This is a genomic window from Streptomyces sp. NPDC058697 (assembly GCF_042715345.1).
In the GTDB taxonomy this organism is placed as follows: domain Bacteria; phylum Actinomycetota; class Actinomycetes; order Streptomycetales; family Streptomycetaceae; genus Streptomyces; species Streptomyces liliifuscus.
This window is the reverse complement of sequence record NZ_JBHXSU010000008.1, coordinates 105,847-129,288: the sequence shown is the minus strand read 5'-3', so window position 1 is coordinate 129,288 and position 23,442 is coordinate 105,847. Positions and strand designations below refer to the sequence as shown.

Below are 23,442 nucleotides of genomic sequence, written 5' to 3'. Positions count from 1 at the left end.
CAGGGGTGGGGCGCGCGGATCACGACCGCGAGAACACGCCGATCCCGTTGGGCACCGGCCTCTCCGCCCCGCCACTGGGATGATTGCGCACGGTCGCCGTCGTCGAGCCCGGCTCCCGCGCGGCCAGCGTGCTGGAGCCGCCTCCGTCGAGACTGAAGGCGTCCACGGAACCCAACTCCCGCATGGTGCCGGCGACTTCCGCGATGGTGAGTCCGGTGCGGAACTCCGGTGCCCCGTCCAGCGCGAGCAGCAGGAGCCGGCGGCCGCCGTCCGAGATGCCCGCGGCGGTCCGTACCGCCGCGGTCGTGTTGTCGAGCCCCGCGAGCGGCTGGCCGCCCCTGAGGACCGGATAGCCGCCGACCACGAACCGGTACGGGATCCTCGACGTGGCCGCCACCAGCCGGTGCCGGACCGTGACCCGGTCACCGAGGGACAGCTTCCGCAGCTGCTGGGCGCCCGCCTCCCGGCCGACCAGGACTGTGGTGCCGGAAGCGATGGGTCCGTTGCCGGGTGTGTCGGCCGATGACACGACCCGGCCGTCCCGGACGGTCACCTCATGGGTGTCCGTACTGCAGGGCGCGGCCCGGTCGGTGTCCGTCCCGCAGGTGGCCCGCACCCGGGAGGGCGTGCCCCAGTCGGAGGTGAACGCGCCGACGGAACCGACGGGCAGCGCGTACTGGTTGAGCCCGCCGAGCGGAAGCCGTGTCTCCGCGGTGGCGACCGACCCGTCGAGGGCGATGCTGTCGAGGCGGGCCCGATGGTCCGTGCCCACGCCGAGTACGTCCCGGGTGCTCGTGCCGGGCGGCAGTGCGGGGCCGAAGCGCTGGCCGTCCGGGACCGCCGCCTTGAGCGTGCGCCCGCTCGCGATCGCGGGACCGACGGACGCGCCGGTCGCCTCGACCCCCGGGTGCTGGGTCTCGGTGATGTTGAAGAAGTCGCCGTTCACACCCGCGACGGCACCCCGGGCGTCGGCCAGCCGCGACACGGGAGCACGCGCCGCCACCGCGCCGGGGTGCAGCAGGTCGACACTCACCCGTGGATTGCGGAGATCGACGCTGAGCACATGTGCGTGCGCCACACCCTTGGCGGCCGGAATATCGAACTCGGTGTAGCTCACGCCGGGTGCGAGCCGGTGGAAACCCGGCGGGCCGCCGTCCGGCGCGCCACTGGCCGGTGCCGCCCCTGCCAGGGCGGCACCGGCCAGTGCGCTCCATGCCGCTACTACCGTCAGTGCGGTTCTGAGTCGTCCGGTGCGTCGTCTCACGCTGCCCCTGCTCTCTCCGCTGTCTCCTCAAATGGCCCAGGACACAAGGGAGTTCACCACAGAGCAGGTGGCGTGACGACGACTACGTACCGACGAGACGCGAACGGGTCAGGAAACGTACCCCTTCGGGTGCCTCCAGCGAGAAGCCGCTGCCCCTCCCCGCCACCACGTCGACGATCAGCCGGGTGTGGCTCCACACCTCGTACTGACTCCGCGACATCCAGAACGTCACAGGCTCCTCGACGCCCTCGACGGCCAGCGAGGCGAGCAGCACATCGGAGTCGCCCGTCCGGAACTCGCCCTCCGGGTAGCACATGGGCGCGCTGCCGTCGCAGCAGCCGCCGGACTGATGGAACATCAGCGGACCGTGGGTGGCCCGCAGTCGGCGCAGCAGCTCGGCGGCGGCGGGTGTCAGCTCCACGCGCGGGGCGGATGGGATCACCGTGCATCACTCCTCATCGCTTCGAGGCGTACCGGACCAGGTCCTGACCGCTGCCGCGGACCCTACCGAGGGCGAAGGACGGGCGTCAGGCCCGCGTCAGGAGATCGTTGCGGACCGCTGCCCTCCGTGGTGCGGCGCATGCGCTGCGTCATGGGGGCTGGTTGATTGATTCACCTTGGGGTTATGTTTTGGTGGCTTGCATCATCCGATCCGTCATCCGACCGGAGGACAGTCGACGTGATCCATCCCCTGCCCGCCGCGTTCGACGGTCCCGGTCTGCCCGTTGACCTGGACGAGGCCGCCCACCGCTGCCTCGTCGCCGGGTTCGACGGGACCGCGAGCGTCCCCGCCACCCTGAAACGGCTCGTCGACCGGGGGCTCGGCGGAGTCATCCTGTTCACCCGCAACGTGCGCGACGCCGAACAGGTACGCCGGCTCACCGACGAGCTGCGGGCCATACGCCCCGACCTGATCGTCGGCATCGACAACGAGGGCGGCGGGATCGGCCACCTGGTGGGCGCGGGCGCGCCCGACGTCCCCGGCAACTTCGCGCTCGGCGTCGTCGACGACACGGAACTGACCGCCCGCTGCGCCGACGCGCTGGCCGGACACCTCGCCACCCTCGGCATCACCGCCTCCTACGCCCCGGTCGCCGACCTCCAGCACCACCCGGACAACCCGATCGTGCGCACCCGCTCCTTCGGCGCCGACCCCGCGCTCGTCGGGCGCCACCTGCAGGCGTGGATCACCGCCACCGAGGCCCGCGGTGTCGCCTCCTGCGCCAAGCACTTCCCCGGCCATGGCGGCACGGTGACCGACAGCCACCACGACACCGCCGTCGACCCGCGGCCGTACGACGAACTGCTCCCCGACCTCGACGCGTTCCGCGCGGCCGTCGCCGCGGGCGTTCCGATGCTCATGAGCGCCCATGTCGTGTTCCCGGCGCTCGACCCGAACCGTCCGGCCACGCTGAGCCGCCGCATCCTGCGCGATCTGCTCCGCGACGAGATCGGCTTCGAGGGAGTGCTGGTCAGCGACGCGCTGGAGATGAAGGCGATCGCCGACCGCTACGGAGAGGCCGCCGGAGCCCGGATCGCCCTGGCCGCGGGAGCCGACCAGGTCATCGTCGCCGTACCGGACCTGGAGACCACGCTGGCCTGCCGTGACGCGGTCCTGGGCGCGCTGCGCACCGGAGCGCTGCCCGACGAGCGCGTCTGGGAGGCCGCCGGGCGGGTCCGCCGCCTCGCCGAGCGGTACGCGACGCCGGCCGCACCGGGCACGGTCGCCGCCTGGGACTCCGGGGCCGGAGCGGAGGCGGCCCGCCTGGCCGTACGCGTCCGGTCCGGCCGGCCCTCCGTGTCCGGCGCCCATGTCGTAGACCTCTTCCCGCCGCCGCACCCCGCGCTCAACTGGGGCGGCGAGGACCTGCTGACCGAGCTGCGTGCCGTCGACCCCACGGCATCGGGAACCGCGGTCACCGGGGAGCCGGCCGACCCGGCGGCCCTCGTCACCGGGATCCTGCGGTGGGCCGAGGGCTCCCCGCTGATCGTCGCCACGCACGACGCCGGTCTGCACCCCTGGCAGGCCCGCCTCCGTGACTCCCTGCTGGCCCGGCGCCCGGACGCCGTACGGGTCTCCACCGGGCTCCCCGAGGACGGGGACGACCTGTGCTCGTACGGGCGCGGCCGGGCCAACCTGCGGGCGGCGGCGGAGGCGCTGGCGGGCGAGTAGCCGCACGGCCGGCAAGCTCCGCCGCCTCGACGGGCTCCGGTGACCGGCGCGGTCACGGATTCCGTACGAGATCCGTGATGCCGCGGGCCGAGAGGTACTCGGCGTCGTCCGCGTGTGAGGCCAGGACCACCGTCGGGCGGACGCCCTGGCTGCGCAGCCACATCCACGCCTCGAAGTACGCCCCGCCCGGACCGGACACCGACCTGGTGGCGGGCGTGCAGTCCAGGACCAGGGCGAGGTCGCGCGGCTGCGCGGGGCGGGGCTTGGCCCGTACCTCGGCGACGGCGTCGGCGAAAGCGGTGGCGATCGGCTTGGGGCGGCCGGAGGAGTCGAAGAGGCCCAGGGTGTACTCCAGCTCCGGGAAGTCGGCCAGGGAGCGGTCCACGTCGTGGGAGCACCACCAGGTCACGCCCCACAGCCCCGCGCACCCGGAGGCGTTCAGCACGGTGGCGCGCGCGAACTCGGGTGCGTCGGCCGCCGGGATGTGCGGCTCGGGTGCACCGGTCTCCTGCGCCCAGACCGGCCGCGTCACGTCCTCGGCGTAGGCCTTGGCGAGCTCCACGCCGTACTCGGCGAGGTGCAGGACCTGCGGAGAGAGGGGCCCGTAACGGCGTGCGCAGTCGCCCGAGAAGACCCACGGGTGGACGGTGGTCAGGTCGCCCTTGCGGGCCGAGGCCTCCGGGGTGAAGGGGTGGTCGTCGCCGTACCAGGCCGCGTCGTACGCGGAGTGCGTGACGAGGCGGCCGGGCGGGGCGGCGGCGAGGCCGTCCCGGGCGGCGGCGAGGAGCGTGTCGAGGTAGTGGTCCACCTCCGCGACCGTCACCGGGTTGTGCTCGACCAGGTTGTTGAGCTCGTTGCCGAGCTGGAGACCGATGAGGTTGGGCCGGTCGGCGAGCGCGCGCCCGAGGACACGCAGCAGCTCCGCCTGGGCCTCGATGGCCTCGGGGTCCGTGAAGACGTTGCGGTGGTGCCAGCTGCGGGTCCACTCCGGATAGAAGTCGAAACTCGACAGATGGCCCTGCACTCCGTCCACGAGGACGTCGAGACCGGCCTCGGCCGCCAGGTCGACGAGCTGGACCAGCTGGTCGACGGCCGCGCCGCGGATCAGCGTGCGGTTGGGCTGCAGGAGCGGCCAGAGATGGAAGACGCGTACGTGGTCCAGGCCGAGCCCGGCTATCTGGGCCAGGTCCTCACGGGCGTGGGCCGGGTCGAAGTCGTGCCAGGAGTGGAACCAGCCGCGGCGGGGCGTGTAGTTCACGCCGAAGCGGGGTGCGGGCGTGCCGGATACGGGGGGAGTGCTGATGGCGTCCTCCTCGGAAACCTGTGCCGACGCGCGGCCGGGGCTTGTTCTGGGCGAATGTATCAACCACCATGGTCGCCAATGAACAATGATTTGAACCAGGATTCAGGTCGGGGGCGAGGCCGGGTGCAGGATCGCGTGCGGAACCGGGACCTCGTGGTGGGCCTGGACGCCGGCGGCACCCGGACCCGCGCCGTCCTGGCGTCCGCCGTGGACGGCCGCGTGCTCGGTCAGGGCGTCGCAGGACCCGGCAACGCCCTGACCGTCCCGTTGCCGCTGCTCACCGAACACCTGGCCGAGGCCGTCGCCCGGGCTGTGCCGGAGGCGGACCGCGCCAGGGTCGTCGCCGTGGCCGGCGGATTCGCGGGCGCGGCGGAGACCGCCCCGGACGAGCCCGGCCGCCTCAACGCCCTGGCCGCGCTCACCGCCGCGCTGCGACGCCTGGGCATCGCGGCGGATTCGGTCGGCGTCAGCAGCGACATCGAGGCGGCCTTCGCCTCCGCACCCGGCACCCCGGCCGACGGCCTTGCCCTGGTGGCCGGCACCGGCGTGGTCGCGATGCGCATCACGGACCGCCGTTGTGCGGTGACCGTCGGCGGCGACGGCTGGCTGCTCGGGGACGACGGCGGCGGCTTCTGGATCGGCCGCAGCGCGGTACGGGCGGCGCTCCGCATGGCGGACGGCCGCGGCGGTCCCACGATGCTCGCCGACGGGGTCGGGCGGGCGCTGGGGGTGCCGGCAGAGGCACTGCCGTACGCCGAGGGCCGGTCGTACACCGAGGACGGGCCGTACGCCGAGGACCGGCCGTACGGAGATCCGGCCGGCCTGGGTGGTGCGGGAGGCCGGGATGGTGTGGGGGGTCCGGGTGGTGCGGGCGGCCTGGGCGGTGTGGGAAGTCTCGGTGGTGCGGGTGGCCGGGATGGCTTGGGGAGCCCTGGTGGTGCGGGCGGCTGGGACGGTGTGGGGCGCCCGAGTGATGTGGACGGCCTGGGCGGTGTGGGAAGTCTCGGTGGTGCGGGTGGCCGGGATGGTGTGGGAAGTCCCGGTGCTGCGCCCGGCCGGGATGGCTTGGGGAGCCCGGGTGGTGCGGGCGGACGGGATGGCTTGGGGAGCCCAGGTGATGCGGGTGGCCGGGATGGCTTGGGGAGCCCGAGTGGAGCGGGCGGGCGCGATGGTGCGGGGAGCCCGCGCAATGCGAGCAGTTCGGACCACGCGGTGAACCCGGTCAGCGCTGATGCCCCCGCCTCTGCCTCCGCCTCCGCCTCTCTCAGCGCCTCCGGCGCCTCCGGCGCCTCCGGCTCCGCCCGTGAGCGCCTCCCGGAGGAGCCGGAGTGGTCGCCCTCGCAGCGCGCGGCCTATCGCATGTACCTGCTGCCCGCCGTCATGGCCGAGCCCCCGATCCACCTCGCCCGGCTCGCCCCGCTGGTCGCCGAGGCGGCCCGGCGTCAGGACGCCGTCGCGGGGGCGATCCTCGACGAGGCGGCGGACCACCTGCTGGAACCGGTCCGCGCGCTGGCGCCCCGCCAGGGTGAGCGGATCGTCGCCACCGGCGGGCTGCTCGGCCCCGACGGACCCCTGACAGCTCTTCTGAGCGAGCGCCTCAAGGTGCTCGGCCTGACGCTGGACTGGGTGGCGGACGGTTGCGGGGGAGCCGTGGCCCTGGCCCGGCTCGGGCACGGCGGCCCGCCACCCTCGCCCCGGACTACCTGAACCCGGACTACCTGAACCCGGGCTACTCGAACCGGGACACCTCACCCCGAGCGACCTGAACCCGCGCCACCTGACCGGCACGCCCCCGGCCCCACGCGAGAACAGCACGGAAGGAACCGGCCGCATGCCGACTCCGGAACACGCGGCCGCCCGGCCCGAGCAGACACCCGAGGTCTCCCGGGGGCACGACACGCGGAGCCCCCTCTATCTGGACCCGGACGCCGCCGTCGACGCCCGGGTCGCCGACCTGCTCGCCCGGATGACCCTGCGGGAGAAGGCCGGCCAGCTCAACCAGCGGATGTACGGCTGGGACGCCTACCGCCGCACCCCGGACGGCTTCGAACTCACCGAGGCGCTGTACGCCGAGACAGACCGCTTCGCCGGCCTCGGCGCCCTGTACGGACTCCTGCGCGCCGACGCCTGGTCGGGCGTCGACCACTCGACCGGCGTGGGCGCGGCCGACGGCGCCACGCTCGCCGACCTGGTGCAGCGCCACGTCATGGAAAGCAGCCGCCTCGGCATCCCGGCGCTCCTCGTCGAGGAGGTCCCGCACGGCCTGATGGCCCTCGACGGCACGGTCCTGCCGGTCAACCTGGCCGTCGGAGCCACCTGGGATCCCGAGCTGTACGAGCAGGCCGCCGCCCATGCCGCGGCCGAACTGCGGGCCCGTGGCGGCCATGTCGCCCTCGTCTCGGCCCTGGACCTCGCGCGCGATCCCCGCTGGGGCCGTACCGAGGAGTGCTTCGGCGAGGACCCGTATCTGGCGGCCCGCCTCACCGAGGCGCTCGTGCGCGGCATGCAGGGGCAATCCGGTTGCACGGACGGCCAGTTCGCCGAGGACAAGGCCGCCGTGGTGCTCAAGCACTTCGCCGGACAGGGCGCCACCGTCGGCGGCCGCAACTCCGCGGAGTCCGAACTCGGGCCCCGCGAGCTCCACGAGATCCATCTCCCCGCCGCCCGGGCGGGGATCCGCGCCGGAACCGCCGCGGTCATGGCCGCGTACAACGAGGTCGACGGGCTTCCCTGCGCGGGCAACAGGCCCTTGCTCACGGGGCTGTTGCGCGAGCGCTGGGCCTTCGACGGGCTCGTCATGGCGGACGGCCTCGCAGTCGACCGGCTGGCCCGGATCACCGGCGACACGGTCTCGGCGGGCGCCCTGGCACTCAACGCGGGCATCGACCTCAGCCTCTGGGACGACGGCTTCACGCACCTGGAAGAGGCCGTCGAGCGTGGACTCGTCCAGGAGGACGTGCTCGACGCCGCCGTCGCCCGGGTGCTGCGCCTGAAGTTCCGCCTCGGTCTGTTCGAACGGCCTTGTGCCGAAGGCCGGTTGACCGCTCCGTCGCCGGACCGCGGCCGGGAACTGAGCACCGCCCTGGCTCGAGGCGCGGTCACCCTCCTCCACGACGACGGGGGCGTCCTGCCCGTCCGCCCCACGGTGTCCCGCATCGCGGTCCTGGGCCCGCACGCCACCACCACCGCCCATCAACTCGGCGACTACACGGCCCCGCAGCGCCCAGGCACCGGCGCCAGTCTCCTCGACGGGCTGCGGCGGCTCGCCCCGCCCGGAGTGGACGTCCGCCACGCCCGCGGCTGCGCCCTGACCGGCGACGACCTCTCGGGGATACCCGAGGCCATCGCCCAGGCCGGCGGCTCCGACCTGGCCGTGCTCGCGCTGGGCGGCAGCAGCGCCCGTACCCCCGAGACCGACTTCGCCGCCAACGGCGCGGCCCTCGGAGCCGTGTCCGAGATGACCTGCGGAGAGGGTGTCGACCTAGCGGGGCTGCGGCTCGGCAAGGCCCAACGGGCCCTGCTGGACGCCGTCGTGGCGACCGGCACCCCCACGGTCGTGGTCCTCGTGCAGGGGCGCCCGCATGTCGTCCCGGAGGCCGCGGAACGCGCGGCGGCGCTGCTCACCGCCTGGTACCCGGGCCCGTGGGGCGGCGACGCGATCGCCGAGGTCCTGCTCGGCCTCGCCGAACCCCTCGGCCGTCTCCCCGTCTCCGTGCCCCGGTCGGCCGCGCAACTGCCCGTCCACTACAACCACAAGGACACCGAGTACGGGGCGTACCTCGACGAAAGTGCCGAGCCGCTCTACTCCTTCGGGCACGGGCTGTCGTACACGAGCTTCGCCTACGGTCCGCCGCGTCTGTCCGGGCGTACCGTCGCCGTCGACGTCACCAACACCGGAGAACGGGCCGGGCGTACCGTCGTCCAGCTCTACCTCCGCCGGCTGGTCACGCCCGTGTGGCCGCGCACGCTCGAACTGCGCGCCTTCAGGAACGTCGAGCTCGCTCCCGGGGAGACCCGCACGGTCGTCATCCCGCTCGACGCCGACCAACTCGCGCAGGTCGGCGCCGACTTGGAGACGGCTGTACTGCCCGGCACCATGGAGATCCGCGTCGCGGAATCGGCGAGGGCCGCGCTGAACGCCGTACCGGCCGTGCTGCGGATCGACGGTTGACGGCGACGGTCCACAGCGACGGCCGGCGGGCCGTCAGAGCTTCACGGCCCCCGACGAGACCCCCTTGTAGAACCACCGCTGGGTGATCACGAACAGCACCAGCACCGGGATGACGGAGATCACCGAACCGGCCATCACCACCCGCTGGTCGTAGCCGAACGACGAGCTCTGCAGCCGCGAGAGACCGAGCGTCAGCGTCATGTGTTCCTCCGAGCGCAGCACGATCAGGGGCCAGAGGAAGTCGTCCCAGGCGCTGATGAAGGTGTTGATGGTGACCACCAGGATCGCGCCCCACGCGGACGGCAGGTACAGGTGCCGGAAGCGCTGCCACTCGCCGGCGCCGTCGAGCATCGCCGCGTCCTCGATCTCGCGCGGCACCGCCATGAACGCGGCGCGCATCAGCAGCACGTTGATGGCACCGACGAACCCGGGCAGCCACACACCCACCAGGTTGTCGACCAGACCCAGATCGCGGATGCTCAGGAACAGCGACACCATGATCGACTCGAAGGGGAACATCATCGAGGCGATCAGCACGACCCAGACCGCCTTGCGGCCCTTCCAGTTGGGCTTGGAGAGCATGTAGCCGGCCGTGGTGGAGAACAGCAACTGGCTGCCGACCGACAGGACGACCACGAACATGCTGTTCCTGATGTACGTGGCCACCGGCACCTGGTCGAAGACCGCCCGGTAGGCCCGCAGGGTCGGCTCGTGCGGGAACAGTGAGGCGTTCGCGCCGAAGACGTCCTCGCTGGTGCTCTTCAGCGAGGCCAGGAGCTGCCAGACCAACGGGCCGACGGTGATGCCCAGCACGAAGAGCAACAGCAGGTAGCGGACGGCCAGTTCGCGGGGGCGGCCGTAGTCCCGCCAGCGCGGGAGCAGCCTCCTGCGAGGTGCGGTCTCGGTCGCGTTCGAGGCCGCGGTCGCGGTCGTCATGACTCGTCCTCCCTCGTGAGCCGCTGCGCCAGCAGGGTCAGCCCCAGCGTCAGCAGGAACAGCGCCACACTGACCGCCGAGCCGTAGCCGGCGTTGCCGGTGATCGGGTCCAGGCCGACGTCCTTGATGTAGAAGGGCAGCGTGCGGTCCGCGCCACCGGGACCGCCGGTGGGGCCGCCGAGCATGTACAGCTCGGTGAACACGCGCAGTGAGCCGATGCCGGTGAGGGTGCCGACCAGCATCATGGCCTGCCGCACACCCGGCACGGTGATGTGCCAGAAGCGGCGGACCGCACCGGCGCCGTCCATGGACGCCGCCTCGTGCAGTTCCCTGGGCACGTTCCCCAGCGCGGCCAGGTAGAAGATCATGTACCAGCCGAGCCCCTTCCACAGGGTCAGGCCCATCGCGGAGAACAGGATCAGCCACGAGTCGGACAGGAACGGGATGGCGTCCCTGATCAGATGGGCCTTCTCCAGCCAGGTGTTGATCAGCCCGTCGTCGGCCAGCAGCCACTGCCAGCTCAGCCCCACGACGACGCTGGAGGCGAGGACCGGCGTGTAGAAGGCGGAGCGGAAGAAGCCGATGCCGGGCAGGTTCTTCTCCACCAGGACGGCCAGCAGCAGCGGCAGCAGCACCATCAGCGGTACGACGACCAGCGCGTACAGGATGCTGTTGCGGGTCGCCAGCCAGAAGTCCGAGTCGTCCAGCATCCGGGTGTAGTTGTCGAGCCCGACGAAACTCGCGGCGCCGCCGAGCGGCTTGGCGTCGGTGAACGACAGCAGCAGGGTGTTGAAGAACGGGAACACGCCGAAGACCACCGCGCAGACGATCGCGGGAGCGGTCCACAGCCAGGGCAGCCACCAACGGCGGTACAGCGCCGCGCCGTTGGCGCCGGGAGCGGGGCCGGGCAGCACCGCCCGGCCGAGTCGGCGTATGCGGGACGGGGCCGCGCCCGGCACGGAGGCTGTGTGCTCCGCACCGGGCGCGGACACCGGCTTCGCGGTCTGCGTCGCCACGATCAGCCTGCCTGCTTCAGCAGGTCGTCGGCCTTCTCCTGGGCGTCCTTCACGGCCTGCTCGGGGCTCTTCTTGCCCTGCATGGCCAGCTGCACCTGGGACACGATGGCCTTCTGCACGGCCGGGGAGAGGTTGGTCTGGTAGGCGGTGGTGGTCTTGAGCTGCTCGGCGACGAGCTTTCGGGCCTGGGAGAAGGGGTCACTGCCGGTCGCGTTCTGGAAGAACGGGTCGTCCAGCGAGGTCGTGGTCGTCGGGAAGATCACGACGTTCGGGTCCTTGCACCAGGCCGTCTGGTTCTCGGCGTTGGTGAGGAACTTGGCGAACGCGAGCGCGGTGGGGGCGTGCTTGCTGGTCGCGGCGACCGAGATGTACTGCGGGGCGCCCGTGGTGTGGCCGAGCGCGTCGAAGGGCTGCTGGCCCACACCGGTCTTGGCGTACACCGACGGGCTGTTCTGCTTCACGAAGCGCACGAAGCTCGGGTTCGTCGAACCGTAGGCGACCTGGCCCTGGCTGTACGGCGTGGAGGGGTCGTTGCTGGAGGACAGCGAGTCCTTCGGCATGGCGCCTGCCTTGTACAGCTTCGCCATCCAGGCCACGTACTGGACGGTCCTCGGATCGTCGGCGAAGACGGCGGATTTGCCATCGGCGGACAGCGTCTTGATGTCCATCTGGTCCCAGTCGGCGGGGATCCGCCAGATCGGGTTGGCCATCGTCGCGTAGTACTTGCCCTTGGCCGTTTTGGCGATCTTCTCGTAGTCGGCGAACAGCCCGAAGATGGTCTTCGGCGGCTTGGCCGGGTCGATGCCGGCCTTCTTGAGCATGTCGGTGTTGTACGTCAGGAGGATGCCGCCGGTGTACCAGGGCAGCACGCTGTGCACCGACTTGCCTGCGGAGTCCTTCATGGTGCTGGACTTCCAGAACGCCGGGACGAACGGCTCGGCGGCGTCAGGGTCCTTGACGCCCACGTCGAGCAGGTAGCCGGCCTTGGTCAGGGCCGTCGCGGTGGGGGAGTCGACGTTGATCACGTCCGGCATGGTGCAGCCCTGGGCGTCGGCGACCGTGCGCTGGGTGAACGTGCTGTCGCCGGGATCGTCGATCCACTTGACCGAGGCACCGGGGTTGGCCTTCTCGAAGTCCTCGATCACCCCGTTGAAGAAGTCCCCGAAGTCCTTCTTCAGGTTGGTCGTCTGGAAAGTGATCTTTCCCTTGACGTCACCGGTGAGCTTGCCCGACCCGACGTTTCCCTCGTCGACCTTGCAACCGCCCGCGGTGGCGCCACCGTCGTCGGAGCCACCGGAGAGGCCGCAGCCTGCGGCCGTCAACGTCAGTACGACGAGCCAGGCCAGGGATCCGGTCAGTCTTCTTGCGCGCATTGCTGCCCTCCTGAGACCCAGTCTGCTGCTGGTTCAATTCACCAACTTCGACTCCGATTGATGAAAAGGTGGACCAGAATTCATCGGAGGTCAATGGGTGCTGTGTTGCTTTTAGGTTCCGTACGCGGCCGTCGTGCGGTCAGTGGCGGTGCTCGTGGTCCGGGTGGGACGGATCGCCGGGGTGTTCGTGCCCGGCCGCATACACCACGCCGGCGCGCGCCCGGTCGAGCCAGGCGAAGAAGGCGCGCCGGCCGGCGGACCGGCGCAACTCGTGGGCGACACCCGCGCGTACGCCCTCGTACGGCAGGTGGTCCGAGGTGTCCGTCCCGCCGAAGGGGTCGACTCCGCGGCGCAGGGCGTCCGGGGTGAGGAAGCGGTCCGGGTTGCGGTCGTAGTAGTCCCGTACCGCCGATTCCGGCACGTCCTGTTCGCTCTCCAGCGCGGCGAGCAGGACGCGCGCGGCCGGGGAGTGGGCGAGCACCGCGGCGACGATGCTGCCGAGATCCGCGACGTCATCCTCGGCCACCGCGAGTACCTGGGCCGGCCGGACTTCTTCGGGAGGCCTCAGTCCGCGCTCGACGCAGGCCCGGCGGGCCAGTTCGTCCACGACGACCACCTGGGTCGCCCAGCGCCGCCGCTGCCGTTCCGCGCGCGCCGACGCGTCGGGACGGGTCACGGGATCGCGCGGCGGTACGACCCTCAGCAGCGCGTCCACGTGCGCCGCGGCGAGGGTGTCGCCGTCCACGAGCGCGGCAACTCCCGCGGGCAGGTGGGCGTGCGCGGAGCTGCCGGGTGGCTGCGAACGCGCGTGTACGTGATCGCTCATGGCAGCACCTCCAGCGGTACGGCCTCGGTGTAGGCGACGCTGCCGTGCCAGGCGATCTTCGCCATCAGCCAGTACGACCCCGGCGTCACCGCACGGCCGTCCACCTCGATCGCGCACTCCAGCCGCTCCCCGGCGGCCACGGTGAAGCCCTGGCAGCCCGGGCCCACCCCCGGCCAGGTGCCCCACGACGACACCGCCCACAGGGTGCCGGCGACCGGACCGCGAGTGGTGTTGCGCACGGTCACGGGAACCCGTCCGACCTCACCCGCGCGCACCCTGATCCGCTGAATTCCCAGCCGTGACACGAGAGTTGGACCCGTACGGCCGTCCGGCTCGCCCTCCGGGACGGTGCCCGGTACGTCGAGGGCCACGACATCCTCGTACATCTGGCCGCCGTACGGCAGTTGGGCGGTGAGCCAGTGGCGGCCGGGTGTGGCGTCGGGGGCGGGGGTGACGGTGACCTCGGAGAGGGTGAATCCGCCGGGGCCCAGCGCGTACGGGAGTTCGGCGGGCTCGGCGGACCAGCCCGGCGGTACGCGCAGGGCGACCGTGCCCGAGACCGGGGCGTCGGTGAGCTCCGAGCCGACGCGGACCGTCGCGGTCACGGGGCGCCCGGAGACGGTGAGCGCGGTCGGCGAGACGTATACGGCGACGGGCATGTTGCCGCGCGGGGCGGGGCCGGAGTTGTGCAGCCAGTACCGGGTGTGGACGGGCTGCGCGGGCTCGTGCGCGGCGATCCCGGAGCCGTGCGGCGTCCGTCCGTCCTTGGGAGTCGCCAGGACCGTCGCGACCTCGAACCCGGTCAGGTCGATGTCGAGAACCCCGTGCTGGTCCGGGGCCAGCGGTGCCCCGGGGTTCTCCAGGACGTCGGCGCGGGCTCCGGCCGTCCACGCCAGCGGGCCGCGCACCCGGGCCCGTACCGGGCGGCCGGACACCTCGTGCATCCGTACGACGACCCCGCGGCCCGGGTCCGCCGGGGCCACGCTGCCGCGGGCCAGCGGCGAGCCGACCGGTTTGAGCGCGTCGAGCAGGACCTCGCCCTCGGGCTCCAGGCCCAGCAGGGTCGCTCTCCTCGGCAGGACGGGGGCTTCTGGCGATGTGTCCGGCACCTCGGATACAGCGGGTGCATCCGAGGTGTCCGAGGTGCCCGAGGCGTCGCCGTCGCGAAGCCGTGCCGTGAGCGGGTGGTTGTACGCGTGGCCGGTGCGCGGCAGTCCCAGCTTCCGCCAGTCGCCCTCGCCGCCCACCACGGCGTACTCGAAGGTGTGCGACCACCGCTGGAGCTGGAAGGCCGAGCCGTCGGGGGCGGTTCGGCGGGGCGGGTCGATCCAGATGCCCGAGGGCCAGCCCGTGCACGAGCGCATCAGAGACATGTAGAGGTCTCCGGACGACGTGACCACACAGCCGGGTGTGCCGCGGTTGAGGACAGCGAAGCTGCGGCCGTCCCAGGCGTCGCCCGGTGGCAGGGCTTCGCCGCCGCCCGCCGCCGTGGCCCGCAGGACCGCGTCGTCCAGGTCGGCCACCAGCGCGTCGACCGCCTTGGCGTCGTCCTGCGGGCGGGCGCCCGCCACGACGAGCAGCGGCAGCCGTTCGAGGTCGCGGAGGTCGGCTCCGGGCACCCACTCCTCGCGCAGGCTCGCGCGCGGCGCGACCCAGACGGCCGCGATCCCGTGCGCGGCCAGTTGCCGGCGCAGCTCGCGTCCGGCGGCCGGGTCCCAGCCGAGCGCTTCCGCGACGACCGTGTTGCGTTCGGGGCCGCCGACGGCGATGCGGATGTCGGGCAGGTTGGAGTCGATCTCCAGGTCGCCGTAGCGCGGCCCGTCGGCGATCGTCGAGGTCGCGGTGACGCCCGCGCGGACCAGGGCCGCCGCGAGCGGGGTGCCGAGTTCACCGGCCTCGTCCCAGGAGGAGTGGACGAGTTCGGCCACGCCGATCGAACGGTGGCCGAGGAGCGCGCCCGTGTCGTCGCGGATCTCGGCGCGGGCCGTGGAGCCCAGGCCGAACCAGGTGTTGGCCGGGTTGTCCAGCGTCCAGGGGAACCGCTCGCTGTCGACCTCCACGAAGCCGAACCCGCGGCCGATGACGGCGTCGGCCACCTCGTGCACCGGCAGTCCGCCCCGCACGTCGGAGGGCCAGCGGACCCGGATCAGCCGGTCGGCGCCGTCGTAACCGTTGACGGTGGTGGACACATCCAGGCGCGCGACTCCCTTCCACAGACACAGCCGTTGTGTGTAGCGGAAGAGGCCGAGGTCGGCGGTGACGGTGACGCGGGAGCCGGCGGGGGAGTGCTCGACCCGGACGTTGGCGGTCACATCGCGGCTGCGGGCGGCCGTGGTGCCGGTCGGGGTGAGATGCCAGGGCCCCTCGCCGAAGCGGGGGTGCCGTGGGTACTCCTCCTGCACGACCAGCTCGTTGCCGATGTCACCGGCGCGCAGCAGGTCCCGTCCGCCCTCCGTGAGCGCGCGCAGCCGGCTCACCCCGCCGCCGCGTCCCGGGTCCACGGTCAACTCGTAGAACTCGTTGCGGATCGTGGTGCCTTCGCCCGGCACCCACTCGGAGACGGTGCCCGGAGCGAGCGGGAGCGCCTTGAGCCCCATCCCGGGGACCTCCGGCACGATCACACGCAGCTCGCCGTTCTCCCGCACGGCGGGCAGCGGGAGACCCGTGTCGTCGAGCGGTACGAGTCCGGGATCGTCGACGGTCAGTACGTCCTGCCGCTGCCAGGTCGCGGAGTTGAACACCACCAGGTCGGAGCCGCCACCCGGCAGCGGGGCCACGTGCCGGGCGAGGGCGTCGGTCGCGTCGGCGTGCACCGCCTCGGCGAGGTCCGCCAGTTCGCGCCACCCGGTGAGCAGGTCGATGTAGACCTGGTCGGACTCCGAGCCGGTGATGGCGTCGTGATGGGCGCCGTAGATCAGCTGCCGCCACGCCTTGTCGAGGGCCGCGTCCGGATAGGGGTGCCCGGTGACGAGCGAGGCGAGTGTCGCCCAGGCCTCGGCGTCGGCGAGCAGCGTCTCCCCGTACCGCTGGGCCTGCTTGGTGTCGATGTAGGAGACGTCCTTGCCGGTGTAGACGGGGTTCATGTCCCGGGTCTGCGGTGAGGCCGTGCGCCCCTCGGCGTCCAGTTCGGCCCGTACGGCGGCGAAGAAGTCGCGCGGCACGGCGCTGACGAAGCGCGGCCAGACGTACCGGGCGTTCCAGTCGCGGTGGATGTCCATGACCCAGCGGCACGGCGGCGCGTAGTCCCCGCCGACCGGGAGCAGCACGTTGCGGGTGAGCGCGACCTGCTTGAGCCCCTTGAAGAGCTTAAGCGCGGCTGCCTGGGCCTCGGGCAGTGTCGGCGCGTTGTCGATGGCCCAGCCCGCGCCGTAGTGGTTGACCATGTACGCGGTCAGCAGCCCGCGCCCCGAGGGGGCGATCCAGGAGAACTCGGCGGGGAACTGCATCCGGTTCGGGTCCCGGGGCTCCTCGCCGAAGACCGAGAGGGTGGGACCCCACTGGTGGAAGGGGCCGCGCGCCCACGAGCTGGAGGACAGTCCCGCGTCGGCCATCAGCCCCGGGAACTGTGGATCGTGCCCGAAGGCGTCCAACTGCCAGGCGGTCTCCGGCGACGCGCCCATGATGCCCCGCTGGAAGCCGTCCCCGTAGACGGCGTTGCGGATGGTGGCCTCGGCGCCGGTGAGATTGGTGTTGGGCTCGTTGTAGGTGCCGCCCATGATCTCGACCCGGCCGGTCCGCAGCAGCTCCCGCAGGAAGGCGCGCTCCTCCGGGAACGCGTCCCAGTACGGCTTGAGGTAGTCGACCTCCGCGAGCACGAAGGTGTACGCCGGGTCGCGGCGCGCCAGATCGCAGTGGGCCCGGACGAGACTCATGCCGGACTGGCCGCGGGAGTCGAAGGTGCGCGCCGGCAGCCCCGTCGACGCCGGGTCGTCGGCGACGTCCCAGGTCTCGGTGTACGCGCCCTGGGTGTTCCACCAGACGGGGTCGTAGTGGAAGTGGCTGACCATGAACATCGTCCAGCCCGGCTCCGCCGCCGTGAACTCGGCGGGATACACGGCCACTTGGGTCTTGTCGGTGGCGATCACATCGGTCGCGGTCACCGAGATGTCGCGGCGCTCGCCGGGCGCGAGGCCGGTGCGCACGGGTATCTCGGCGCGCGCGGTGCCGTTCTCGGCCACCGTGACGAGGGCCTCCCCGGCGACGGCGGAGCCCTCGACGGTGAGACGGACGGTCCGGCCGGGGGTGTGGCTCAGCTCGACGGCCACGATCTGGCGCGGCTGCTCGGTGGTTCCGGCGAAGAGCTCGGTCGACTCGACAGAGGTGACGCGCATGGGGCTCCTACGAGGATGCTCGGCGGAGCACCATCGTGGCACCGAGAGGATGGTTCAAACAACCATCTTCATGTTTTCTCGGTGGTTCATCCATACATTGCCGGTCAGGGCATTGACGGTAGGGGGCCGTCGGTCGGGATCAGCGGGTTCGGCGGCTCTTCACCGTGTGCTGCGGGGTGATGTGGTCGGTCAGCGCCAGTGAGGCGCTCGCACGCTGGTAGGAGAGCTGGGCGACCCGGACGTAGAGGCAGTCGATGAGGACGAGTACGGAGTGCCGCCCGCCGATGCTCCCGGTGCGGAAGCTGGTCTCCGAGGTGGCGGAGATCAGCCGGATGTCGGCGGCCCGGGCCAGCGGCGAGCGAGGGTCGGAGGTGAGCGCCACGGTGGTGGCGCCGCGCTCCTTGGCGAGTTCGAAGGGCTCGATGGTCTCGCGGGTCGCCCCGGAGTGCGAGATGCCGATGGCGACGTCCGCGGGGGTGAGCAGCGCGGCGGAGGTGGCCGCCCCGTGCACCTCGTTCCAGCCCCGCACCGAGCAGCCGATGCGGAAGAGGCGGGTCTCGGTCTCCTGGGCGACGGCGCCGCTGCCGCCGACGCCGTAGACGTCGATGCGGCGGGCACGGGCGACGGCCTGGGCCGCGCGCTCCAGCGCGTCCAGGTCCATCCGGTCGATCGTCTGCTGGACCGCGCGCAGGTCGGCGCTGCCGACGACGGCGACGACGCGTTCGAGATCGTCGTCCGGGGAGATCTCGGGGCCGATCTCCGCGCTGCCCCAGTCGGACACCTCGCCGCGACCGCGCTCCTGGGCCAGCTCGATCAGCAGGTGCTGGTACGAGTCGAGGCCGATGGCACGGCAGAACCGGGTCACCGTGGCCTGTGACGTGCCCGTGCGGCGGCCCAGCTCGGCGGCGGAGGAGTGGGTGACCGCCGCGGGGTCCGCCAGGATCAGCTCGCCCACCTTCCGCAGCGAGCCGGCCAGCCGGGGCAGCTCGGTGCGGATCAGCGTGGTGACGTCCGTCGGGGGCATTCCGTTGCCGGCGCCGGTCCGTTCCATGGGGTACCCGATCTCCTCGGTGGTGCCTGCTGTGCAGCTGAGAATGTATCAGCCACCCACCATCTCGCAGATTGAATCTCAGGACCGAAGGTGCCTCTGGCCCAGGTCAGGCCCGGGGTGTGGTGACGGCGCCGGTGGAGGGGGCGTTGCCCGCCGCTCGTGACCTATGGTTTATTCATTCAAGTAAGCTCGTAAGGGATGGTGGTTTCATCCACCGGTGGGGAGTGCCGCGTGTCTGTCGACTCTGTGAACGCCAGCGGGTTTGCGCGTGAGGGCCTGGATGCCCTGAACCGCATCGCCGAGTCCGCCGAGTCCGCCGAGTCCGCCGAGGGTGATGTGCGGCGCGCCGCCGAGCTGATCGCTCACTGCGTGCGGACCGACGGCGTCGTCCAGGCGTTCGGCACCGGGCACTCCCAGGCCCTCGTCCTGGAACTCGCCGGACGTGCCGGGGGGCTCGTGCCCACCAACCGGCTGAGCATCGCCGACCTCGTGCTGTACGGCGGCGACGACCCGAGCGTCCTCGACGACCCGCTTCTGGAGCGCAAGCCGGGTGTCGCCGAGCGGATCTACGACCTCGCCGAGCCGCGGCCCGAGGACCTGTTCGTCATCATCTCCAACTCGGGCGTCAACAGCGTGATCGTGGAAATGGCTCTGCGGGCCAAGGAGCGCGGCCACCGCGTCCTGGCCATCACCTCACTGAGCCACACCCGGGCCGTCCCCGCCTCCCACCCCAGCGGCCGGAAACTCGCCGACATCGCCGACGTCGTCCTGGACAACGCCGCGCCGCGGGGGGACGCCCTCCTCCCTCTCCCCGGCGGCGGCTCCGTCTGCGCCCTGTCCACCCTGACCGGCGTGATGCTCGTCCAGATGACCGTCGCCGAAGCGGCCTCACTGCTGCTCGCGGCGGGAGTGCGACCGCCGGTGTACGTGTCCGCCAACGTGCCGGGCGGATTCGAGGGGAACCTCGACCTTGAGCGGCGGTACGCGGGACGGATCCGGCGTACGGCGAGCTGAGGGCTGCGCGTGCCGACGTTCGTTCGCGCGTGCCGAACTTCGTCCTAGTGTGGTGACGGCTTCATCGACCTGGTCGCGGCTCTGCGCGAACGGGTCCCGGCCGGCGGACACGACGGCCCGGATCGCGTCCCCCAGGCCGATCTTGGTGGCCCAGTAGTCGACGAACCGGTCCATCACGCCCTCGACACGGACAACGCGGAGCGGCTGTGGGACCTCGCCGCCGACATGCTCCGCGCATAAGGCGCGCCGTCCTACTCGCCGCCGAAAGGACCCGCACCGCCGTGAGCGTCGTGGGCGTCTTCGACGTTGTGGGCCGGGCCGCAGCGGCCATGCCCGACCGATGGAAGGCCCCGCTGGGCGTCGGGCAAAGACTACACAAGTAACTTGGCAAAGTTGCTTGTGTAGTTTTACGGTGGGACACATGAACGCGAATCCCGGGCAGCAGCAGCCCGCCGTGTCTGCCGAGACCGCGCAGCGCCTGCAGGACGCGATGAAGCGGCTGCGCGCACGCCTGCGCTCGGAGTCGGGGCAGCATGCGGTCGGCCTGACCGCCACGCAGCTCGGCGTCCTCGTGAGCGTCGTTCGGGAGGGTCCCGTCACGGCGGCCCGGCTCGCCGCGCTGGAGCACGTCAGCGCGCAGGCCATCGCGCAGAGCCTGGCGGTGCTCAAGGCCGCCGGACTGGTCCACGGCGAGCCCGACCCCAAGGACGGCCGCAAGAAGCTGATGAGCGCCGACCCGTCGGCGGCCGAGCTGATCGACAGGCTTCTGAACGGCCGCTCCTCCTTCCTGGCACGCGCCATCGACCAGGTCGTCGCTCCGGACGAACGGGAGGACGTGGAGAAGGCGATCGAGCTGCTGGAGCGGCTCGCCGACGCCGACCTCGGTGGCGGCGCGATATGAGGACCGCCGCCACTCAGGGCGGTGCTTCGGCGGGCGAGGCCGAGCGCGACTCCTTCGCGTGGCCGTTCACCACACCGCTGTACGTGGGCTCCGCCCTCAACCCGGTCAACAGCTCCATCATCGCGACCGCGATGGTCCCCCTCGCCGCCGACCTGAACGTCTCGGTCGGCAGCACCGCCGTCCTCGTCTCCTCGCTCTACCTGGCCAGCGCCGTCGCCCAGCCCACGGCGGGCAAGCTGGCGGAGGTGCTCGGACCGCGCCGGATCTTCCTCTCCGGCATCGTGCTGGTCCTGCTCGGCGGGCTGGTCGGCGGCATGGGCCAGAATCTCGCGACGCTGACCGTCGCTCGGGTCCTGATCGGCGTCGGCACCTCGGCGGCGTTTCCCTGCGCGATGGTGATGATCCGGCGTCGCGCCCAGGACGCCGGCCTGACCGCACCGCCGGGTTCGGTGCTGGGCGGCCTCGCGATCGCCGGCATGGCCACCGCCGCCGTCGGCCCGCCGATCGGCGGGCTCATCGTGGGCGCGGCGGGCTGGCGCTGGGCCTTCCTCATCAACATCCCGGTCACCGCGATCGCCCTGGTGATGGCCGTGCACTGGCTTCCCAAGGATCCGCCGCTCGACCGCGCGGACAGTGGCCCGCGCAAGGTGGCCGAGCGGATCGATCTGCCCGGCATCCTCGGCTTCGCCACCTTCATGACCGCGCTGGTCGTCTTCCTGATGGGCCTGCCGGACCTCGAATGGATCGCGCTCGCCGTCTTCGTCGTGGCCGCCGCACCCACCGTCGTATGGGAACTGCGCACGGACGCGCCGTTCTTCGACTTCCGGGGCCTGGCCGCCAACGGCGCCCTCGCCCGCACCTACCTGAGGCAGGCCCTCACCCTGCTCGGCGTCTACTCCGTGATGTACGGCATGACGCAGTGGATGGAGACCGCACACGGCTTCTCCACGGTGCAGGCGGGACTCCTGCTGCTGCCGATGGGCGCCGTGTCCGCGCTGCTGTCGAGCCCGCTCGCCCGCCGCAACCTGGTGCGCGGCCCGCTGGTCGTGGCGGCCCTGAGCATGCTGGCCGGCTCGGCGGGCATCATGCTGCTCACCTCGACCAGCCCGGCGATCGTCATCGTCCTGGTCTCCCTGGTCTTCGGCGTCGTCTCCGCCACCACCACGGTCGGCAACCAGACCGCCCTGTACCTCTCGGCGCCGGCCGACCGGATCGGCACCGCCTCCGGCCTGTTCCGGACCTTCGGCTACCTCGGCACCATCACCTCGTCCGTCATCGGCAGCATCGCCTTCCGCGACGGCGCGACCGACCAGGGGCTGCACTCCCTCGGCCTCGTCCTGGTCGTGGCGGGCGTCGCGGTCCTGCTGCTGACCGTCCTCGACCGGCGCCTCATGGGGCGTGGCCGGGACCGACGGACCGGCACCGCCAATACCACCCACACCTCTGAACAACCCACCAAGGAGAACCAGGCATGAGCACCATCCCCGCCCTCGACCCCCGGCGGACCGCCCTGCTGGCCATGGACTTCCAGAACGGGATCGTCGACCACGTCCCGGACGCCGGCGCGCTCGTCGAACGGGTCGGCGGCGCCATCGCCGACGTCCGTGCCGCCGGCGGAACCATCGGCTACGTCCGCGTCGCCTTCACCGACGACGACTGGGCCGCGGTCCCCGAGAACAACAAGTCCTTCAGCGCGGTCGCCGCCGCGAAGATGCTCCACCACGAGGATGCCGCCACCCGGATCGACGCCCGGATCGCCCCCGAGGACGACGACATCGTCGTACGCAAGATCCGCTACGGCGCGGGCTCCACCACCGACCTCCACCAGCAGCTGAGCGACCGCGGCATCGACACCCTGGTCCTCTCCGGCATCAGCACCAGCGGCGTCGTCCTGTCCACCCTCATCGACGTCGCCGACCGTGACTACCGCGTCTACGTCCTGACCGACGGCATCGCCGACCCCGATCCCGAAGTCACCCGGATCCTGGTCGACAAGGTGTTCCCCTCCCGCGCCCACCTGATCGACACGACCCGGCTGTCCGAACTGCTCAAGGCCGCCTGAGCGCTCGGCCAAGGTCCACGAAGGGTCCGGCTCCGCAGGATGAGCTGCAGCGGGCTGATGCCGAGGGCGTCGGACTGCCCCCGAACCAGCCCACTGTCACGCGGTCGCCCACGTACCTGGCAGCCGGGCCCCGGGACGCGGCGGACCGCCAAGAGCAGAGCCCCCGCAGGCAAGAGCCTGCGGGGGCTTGTCGACGGTCTGCTGCCGGCCCCGGAGGGCCGAGTGTCAGGCGTACGGGTCGAAGGGGATTCCGGCTGGGCTCGTGTAGTCGAGAGCCCACTGGAAGTCGCCGTCGTCGATCTTGAAGGTGGCCGAGCCGAAGTCGGCGCCGCTCAGCTTGTCGCGGTAGCCGGCCGGGTAACCCTCCCAGCCGACGAGCCGCGGGTAGAACCAGTTGCCCGTGGCGTTCTCCGCCGGCTCGTCGTTGCCGTTGGCGAAGCGGAAGCAGTGGCTCCCGATCCCGTCCTTGTGATACACGATCTTCGGGTGGGTGCCGTCGAAGCGGATCTCGGACCGTGCGAGCGTCTGGTAGCTGCTGTGCTGGGACGCCGACACGTACTTGACCTCGTTGTTGTTGATCCACACGATGACGTGTTCCCAGTCGTGCGTGTGCCCGATCGCTGCCGGGCCGAGGGTCACCTGGTCCTTCTCGAAGTAGCTGGCGTACATGACCGCGCACCAGTCGTTGTTGCACTTCGCGCGCGAGTAGGTGTTGGAGTTGTTCAGCTGGGCGGGGTCGTGGCACTTGCCGTTGACGTCGCCGCCCAGCTTCAGGCCGGGGTTGATGGCGCCGTCGGCGCCGATGGCGGCGGTGGCGTAGCAGCCGTCACCGTCGTAGTCGTAGGCGGGGGAGTAGGTCTGCTCCAGGCCGCTCGCGTTCTGCGGCAGCAGGGTCAGGACGTTGGCGTGGGCGGTCGCCGGTATCGCGATGACGAGTGTCATCGCGCCGAGCGTGCCGAGAAGGCCGTTGGCGAGGGATCTCAACTTGCGCATGGGGACTCCTACTTGAACCGAGCGGCAG

At 71.8% G+C, this 23,442-nt stretch carries 16 protein-coding genes and 1 pseudogene; 7 read left to right on the top strand and 10 right to left on the bottom strand.

From position 1 onward, the window contains the following. Positions 1-19: 19 nt before the first annotated feature. Both ACFWXQ_RS21025 and ACFWXQ_RS21020 read right to left on the bottom strand, forming a co-directional pair. On the bottom strand, positions 20-1,264 hold the full coding sequence (locus tag ACFWXQ_RS21025; protein ID WP_386268833.1) for a phosphodiester glycosidase family protein: 1,245 nt from the start codon (positions 1,262-1,264) through the stop codon (positions 20-22). An 82-nt stretch (positions 1,265-1,346) separates the two neighbouring features. Further along, complete coding sequence (locus ACFWXQ_RS21020; RefSeq protein ID WP_383953597.1) at positions 1,347-1,703, bottom strand: DUF779 domain-containing protein; 357 nt, start codon at positions 1,701-1,703, stop codon at positions 1,347-1,349. Between the two features lie 240 nt (positions 1,704-1,943). Here ACFWXQ_RS21020 and ACFWXQ_RS21015 point away from each other — a divergent pair, with 240 nt between their 5' ends. Beyond that, positions 1,944-3,437, top strand: a complete 1,494-nt coding sequence (locus ACFWXQ_RS21015) for a glycoside hydrolase family 3 N-terminal domain-containing protein (protein WP_383953591.1) — start codon at positions 1,944-1,946, stop codon at positions 3,435-3,437. 52 nt (positions 3,438-3,489) lie between these two features. On the opposite strand, the pseudogene ACFWXQ_RS21010 reads toward ACFWXQ_RS21015, so the two are convergent. Further along, positions 3,490-4,810: pseudogene (locus tag ACFWXQ_RS21010) on the bottom strand (glycosyl hydrolase). A gap of 65 nt (positions 4,811-4,875) precedes the next feature. Here ACFWXQ_RS21010 and ACFWXQ_RS21005 point away from each other — a divergent pair. Next, entirely contained in the window at positions 4,876-6,447 is a 1,572-nt protein-coding gene (locus ACFWXQ_RS21005; RefSeq protein WP_383953589.1) for a BadF/BadG/BcrA/BcrD ATPase family protein, read from the top strand. Between the two features lie 259 nt (positions 6,448-6,706). Next, the gene (locus ACFWXQ_RS21000; RefSeq protein WP_383953595.1) at positions 6,707-8,911 is read left to right on the top strand and encodes a glycoside hydrolase family 3 N-terminal domain-containing protein; all 2,205 of its coding nucleotides are present in this window, start codon (positions 6,707-6,709) and stop codon (positions 8,909-8,911) included. Positions 8,912-8,944: 33 nt separating this feature from the next. Here the strand turns inward: ACFWXQ_RS21000 and ACFWXQ_RS20995 are convergent, their stop codons facing one another. From ACFWXQ_RS20995 to ACFWXQ_RS20970, 6 genes are all read right to left on the bottom strand, one after another. Next, the gene (locus tag ACFWXQ_RS20995) at positions 8,945-9,847 is read right to left on the bottom strand and encodes a carbohydrate ABC transporter permease (protein ID WP_383953587.1); all 903 of its coding nucleotides are present in this window, start codon (positions 9,845-9,847) and stop codon (positions 8,945-8,947) included. Then, the gene (locus ACFWXQ_RS20990) at positions 9,844-10,866 is read right to left on the bottom strand and encodes a carbohydrate ABC transporter permease (protein WP_383953593.1); all 1,023 of its coding nucleotides are present in this window, start codon (positions 10,864-10,866) and stop codon (positions 9,844-9,846) included. The genes ACFWXQ_RS20995 and ACFWXQ_RS20990 overlap by 4 nt, the downstream gene beginning before the upstream one ends. Beyond that, positions 10,866-12,236 carry an extracellular solute-binding protein gene (locus tag ACFWXQ_RS20985; RefSeq protein ID WP_383953585.1) on the bottom strand — a complete coding sequence of 457 codons (1,371 nt, stop codon included), beginning with the start codon at positions 12,234-12,236 and terminating at the stop codon, positions 10,866-10,868. The genes ACFWXQ_RS20990 and ACFWXQ_RS20985 overlap by 1 nt, the downstream gene beginning before the upstream one ends. Positions 12,237-12,375: 139 nt before the next feature. Then, positions 12,376-13,062: a peptidyl-prolyl cis-trans isomerase gene (locus ACFWXQ_RS20980; RefSeq protein WP_383953583.1), complete on the bottom strand. Its 687-nt coding sequence runs from the start codon at positions 13,060-13,062 to the stop codon at positions 12,376-12,378. Continuing rightward, a complete protein-coding gene (locus tag ACFWXQ_RS20975) occupies positions 13,059-17,393 on the bottom strand; it encodes an NEW3 domain-containing protein (RefSeq protein WP_386268827.1) in 4,335 nt (1,444 codons plus the stop codon). The genes ACFWXQ_RS20980 and ACFWXQ_RS20975 overlap by 4 nt, the downstream gene beginning before the upstream one ends. A gap of 139 nt (positions 17,394-17,532) precedes the next feature. Continuing rightward, on the bottom strand, positions 17,533-18,417 hold the full coding sequence (locus tag ACFWXQ_RS20970; protein WP_383949751.1) for a MurR/RpiR family transcriptional regulator: 885 nt from the start codon (positions 18,415-18,417) through the stop codon (positions 17,533-17,535). A gap of 258 nt (positions 18,418-18,675) precedes the next feature. Between ACFWXQ_RS20970 and ACFWXQ_RS20965 the strand changes: the two genes are divergently transcribed. The 4 genes from ACFWXQ_RS20965 to ACFWXQ_RS20950 all read left to right on the top strand — a co-directional run bounded on the left by ACFWXQ_RS20965 (position 18,676) and on the right by ACFWXQ_RS20950 (position 22,421). Next, a complete protein-coding gene (locus tag ACFWXQ_RS20965) occupies positions 18,676-19,458 on the top strand; it encodes a sugar isomerase domain-containing protein (RefSeq protein ID WP_383949710.1) in 783 nt (260 codons plus the stop codon). A 421-nt stretch (positions 19,459-19,879) separates the two neighbouring features. Beyond that, the gene (locus ACFWXQ_RS20960; protein ID WP_383949713.1) at positions 19,880-20,359 is read left to right on the top strand and encodes a MarR family winged helix-turn-helix transcriptional regulator; all 480 of its coding nucleotides are present in this window, start codon (positions 19,880-19,882) and stop codon (positions 20,357-20,359) included. After that, the gene (locus ACFWXQ_RS20955; RefSeq protein ID WP_386268825.1) at positions 20,356-21,834 is read left to right on the top strand and encodes an MFS transporter; all 1,479 of its coding nucleotides are present in this window, start codon (positions 20,356-20,358) and stop codon (positions 21,832-21,834) included. The genes ACFWXQ_RS20960 and ACFWXQ_RS20955 overlap by 4 nt, the downstream gene beginning before the upstream one ends. Next, positions 21,831-22,421 (top strand): cysteine hydrolase family protein, encoded by a 591-nt coding sequence (locus tag ACFWXQ_RS20950; RefSeq protein ID WP_383949718.1) that lies wholly within the window; start codon positions 21,831-21,833, stop codon positions 22,419-22,421. The genes ACFWXQ_RS20955 and ACFWXQ_RS20950 overlap by 4 nt, the downstream gene beginning before the upstream one ends. 225 nt (positions 22,422-22,646) lie before the next feature. On the opposite strand, the gene ACFWXQ_RS20945 is transcribed toward ACFWXQ_RS20950, so the two are convergent. Next, the gene (locus tag ACFWXQ_RS20945; protein ID WP_383949721.1) at positions 22,647-23,414 is read right to left on the bottom strand and encodes an NPP1 family protein; all 768 of its coding nucleotides are present in this window, start codon (positions 23,412-23,414) and stop codon (positions 22,647-22,649) included. Positions 23,415-23,442: the final 28 nt, after the last annotated feature.

Bases quoted from the DNA above. Each gene is read 5' to 3' on its own strand.
- ACFWXQ_RS21000 (WP_383953595.1), top strand. From the start codon at position 6,707: ATGACCCTGCGGGAGAAGGCCGGCCAGCTCAACCAGCGGATGTACGGC.
- ACFWXQ_RS20995 (WP_383953587.1), bottom strand. From the start codon at position 9,847: ATGACGACCGCGACCGCGGCCTCGAACGCGACCGAGACCGCACCTCGC.
- ACFWXQ_RS20985 (WP_383953585.1), bottom strand. From the start codon at position 12,236: ATGCGCGCAAGAAGACTGACCGGATCCCTGGCCTGGCTCGTCGTACTG.
- ACFWXQ_RS20980 (WP_383953583.1), bottom strand. From the start codon at position 13,062: ATGAGCGATCACGTACACGCGCGTTCGCAGCCACCCGGCAGCTCCGCG.
- ACFWXQ_RS20975 (WP_386268827.1), bottom strand. From the start codon at position 17,393: ATGCGCGTCACCTCTGTCGAGTCGACCGAGCTCTTCGCCGGAACCACC.
- ACFWXQ_RS20970 (WP_383949751.1), bottom strand. From the start codon at position 18,417: ATGCCCCCGACGGACGTCACCACGCTGATCCGCACCGAGCTGCCCCGG.
- ACFWXQ_RS20960 (WP_383949713.1), top strand. From the start codon at position 19,880: ATGAACGCGAATCCCGGGCAGCAGCAGCCCGCCGTGTCTGCCGAGACC.
- ACFWXQ_RS20955 (WP_386268825.1), top strand. From the start codon at position 20,356: ATGAGGACCGCCGCCACTCAGGGCGGTGCTTCGGCGGGCGAGGCCGAG.
- ACFWXQ_RS20950 (WP_383949718.1), top strand. From the start codon at position 21,831: ATGAGCACCATCCCCGCCCTCGACCCCCGGCGGACCGCCCTGCTGGCC.
- ACFWXQ_RS20945 (WP_383949721.1), bottom strand. From the start codon at position 23,414: ATGCGCAAGTTGAGATCCCTCGCCAACGGCCTTCTCGGCACGCTCGGC.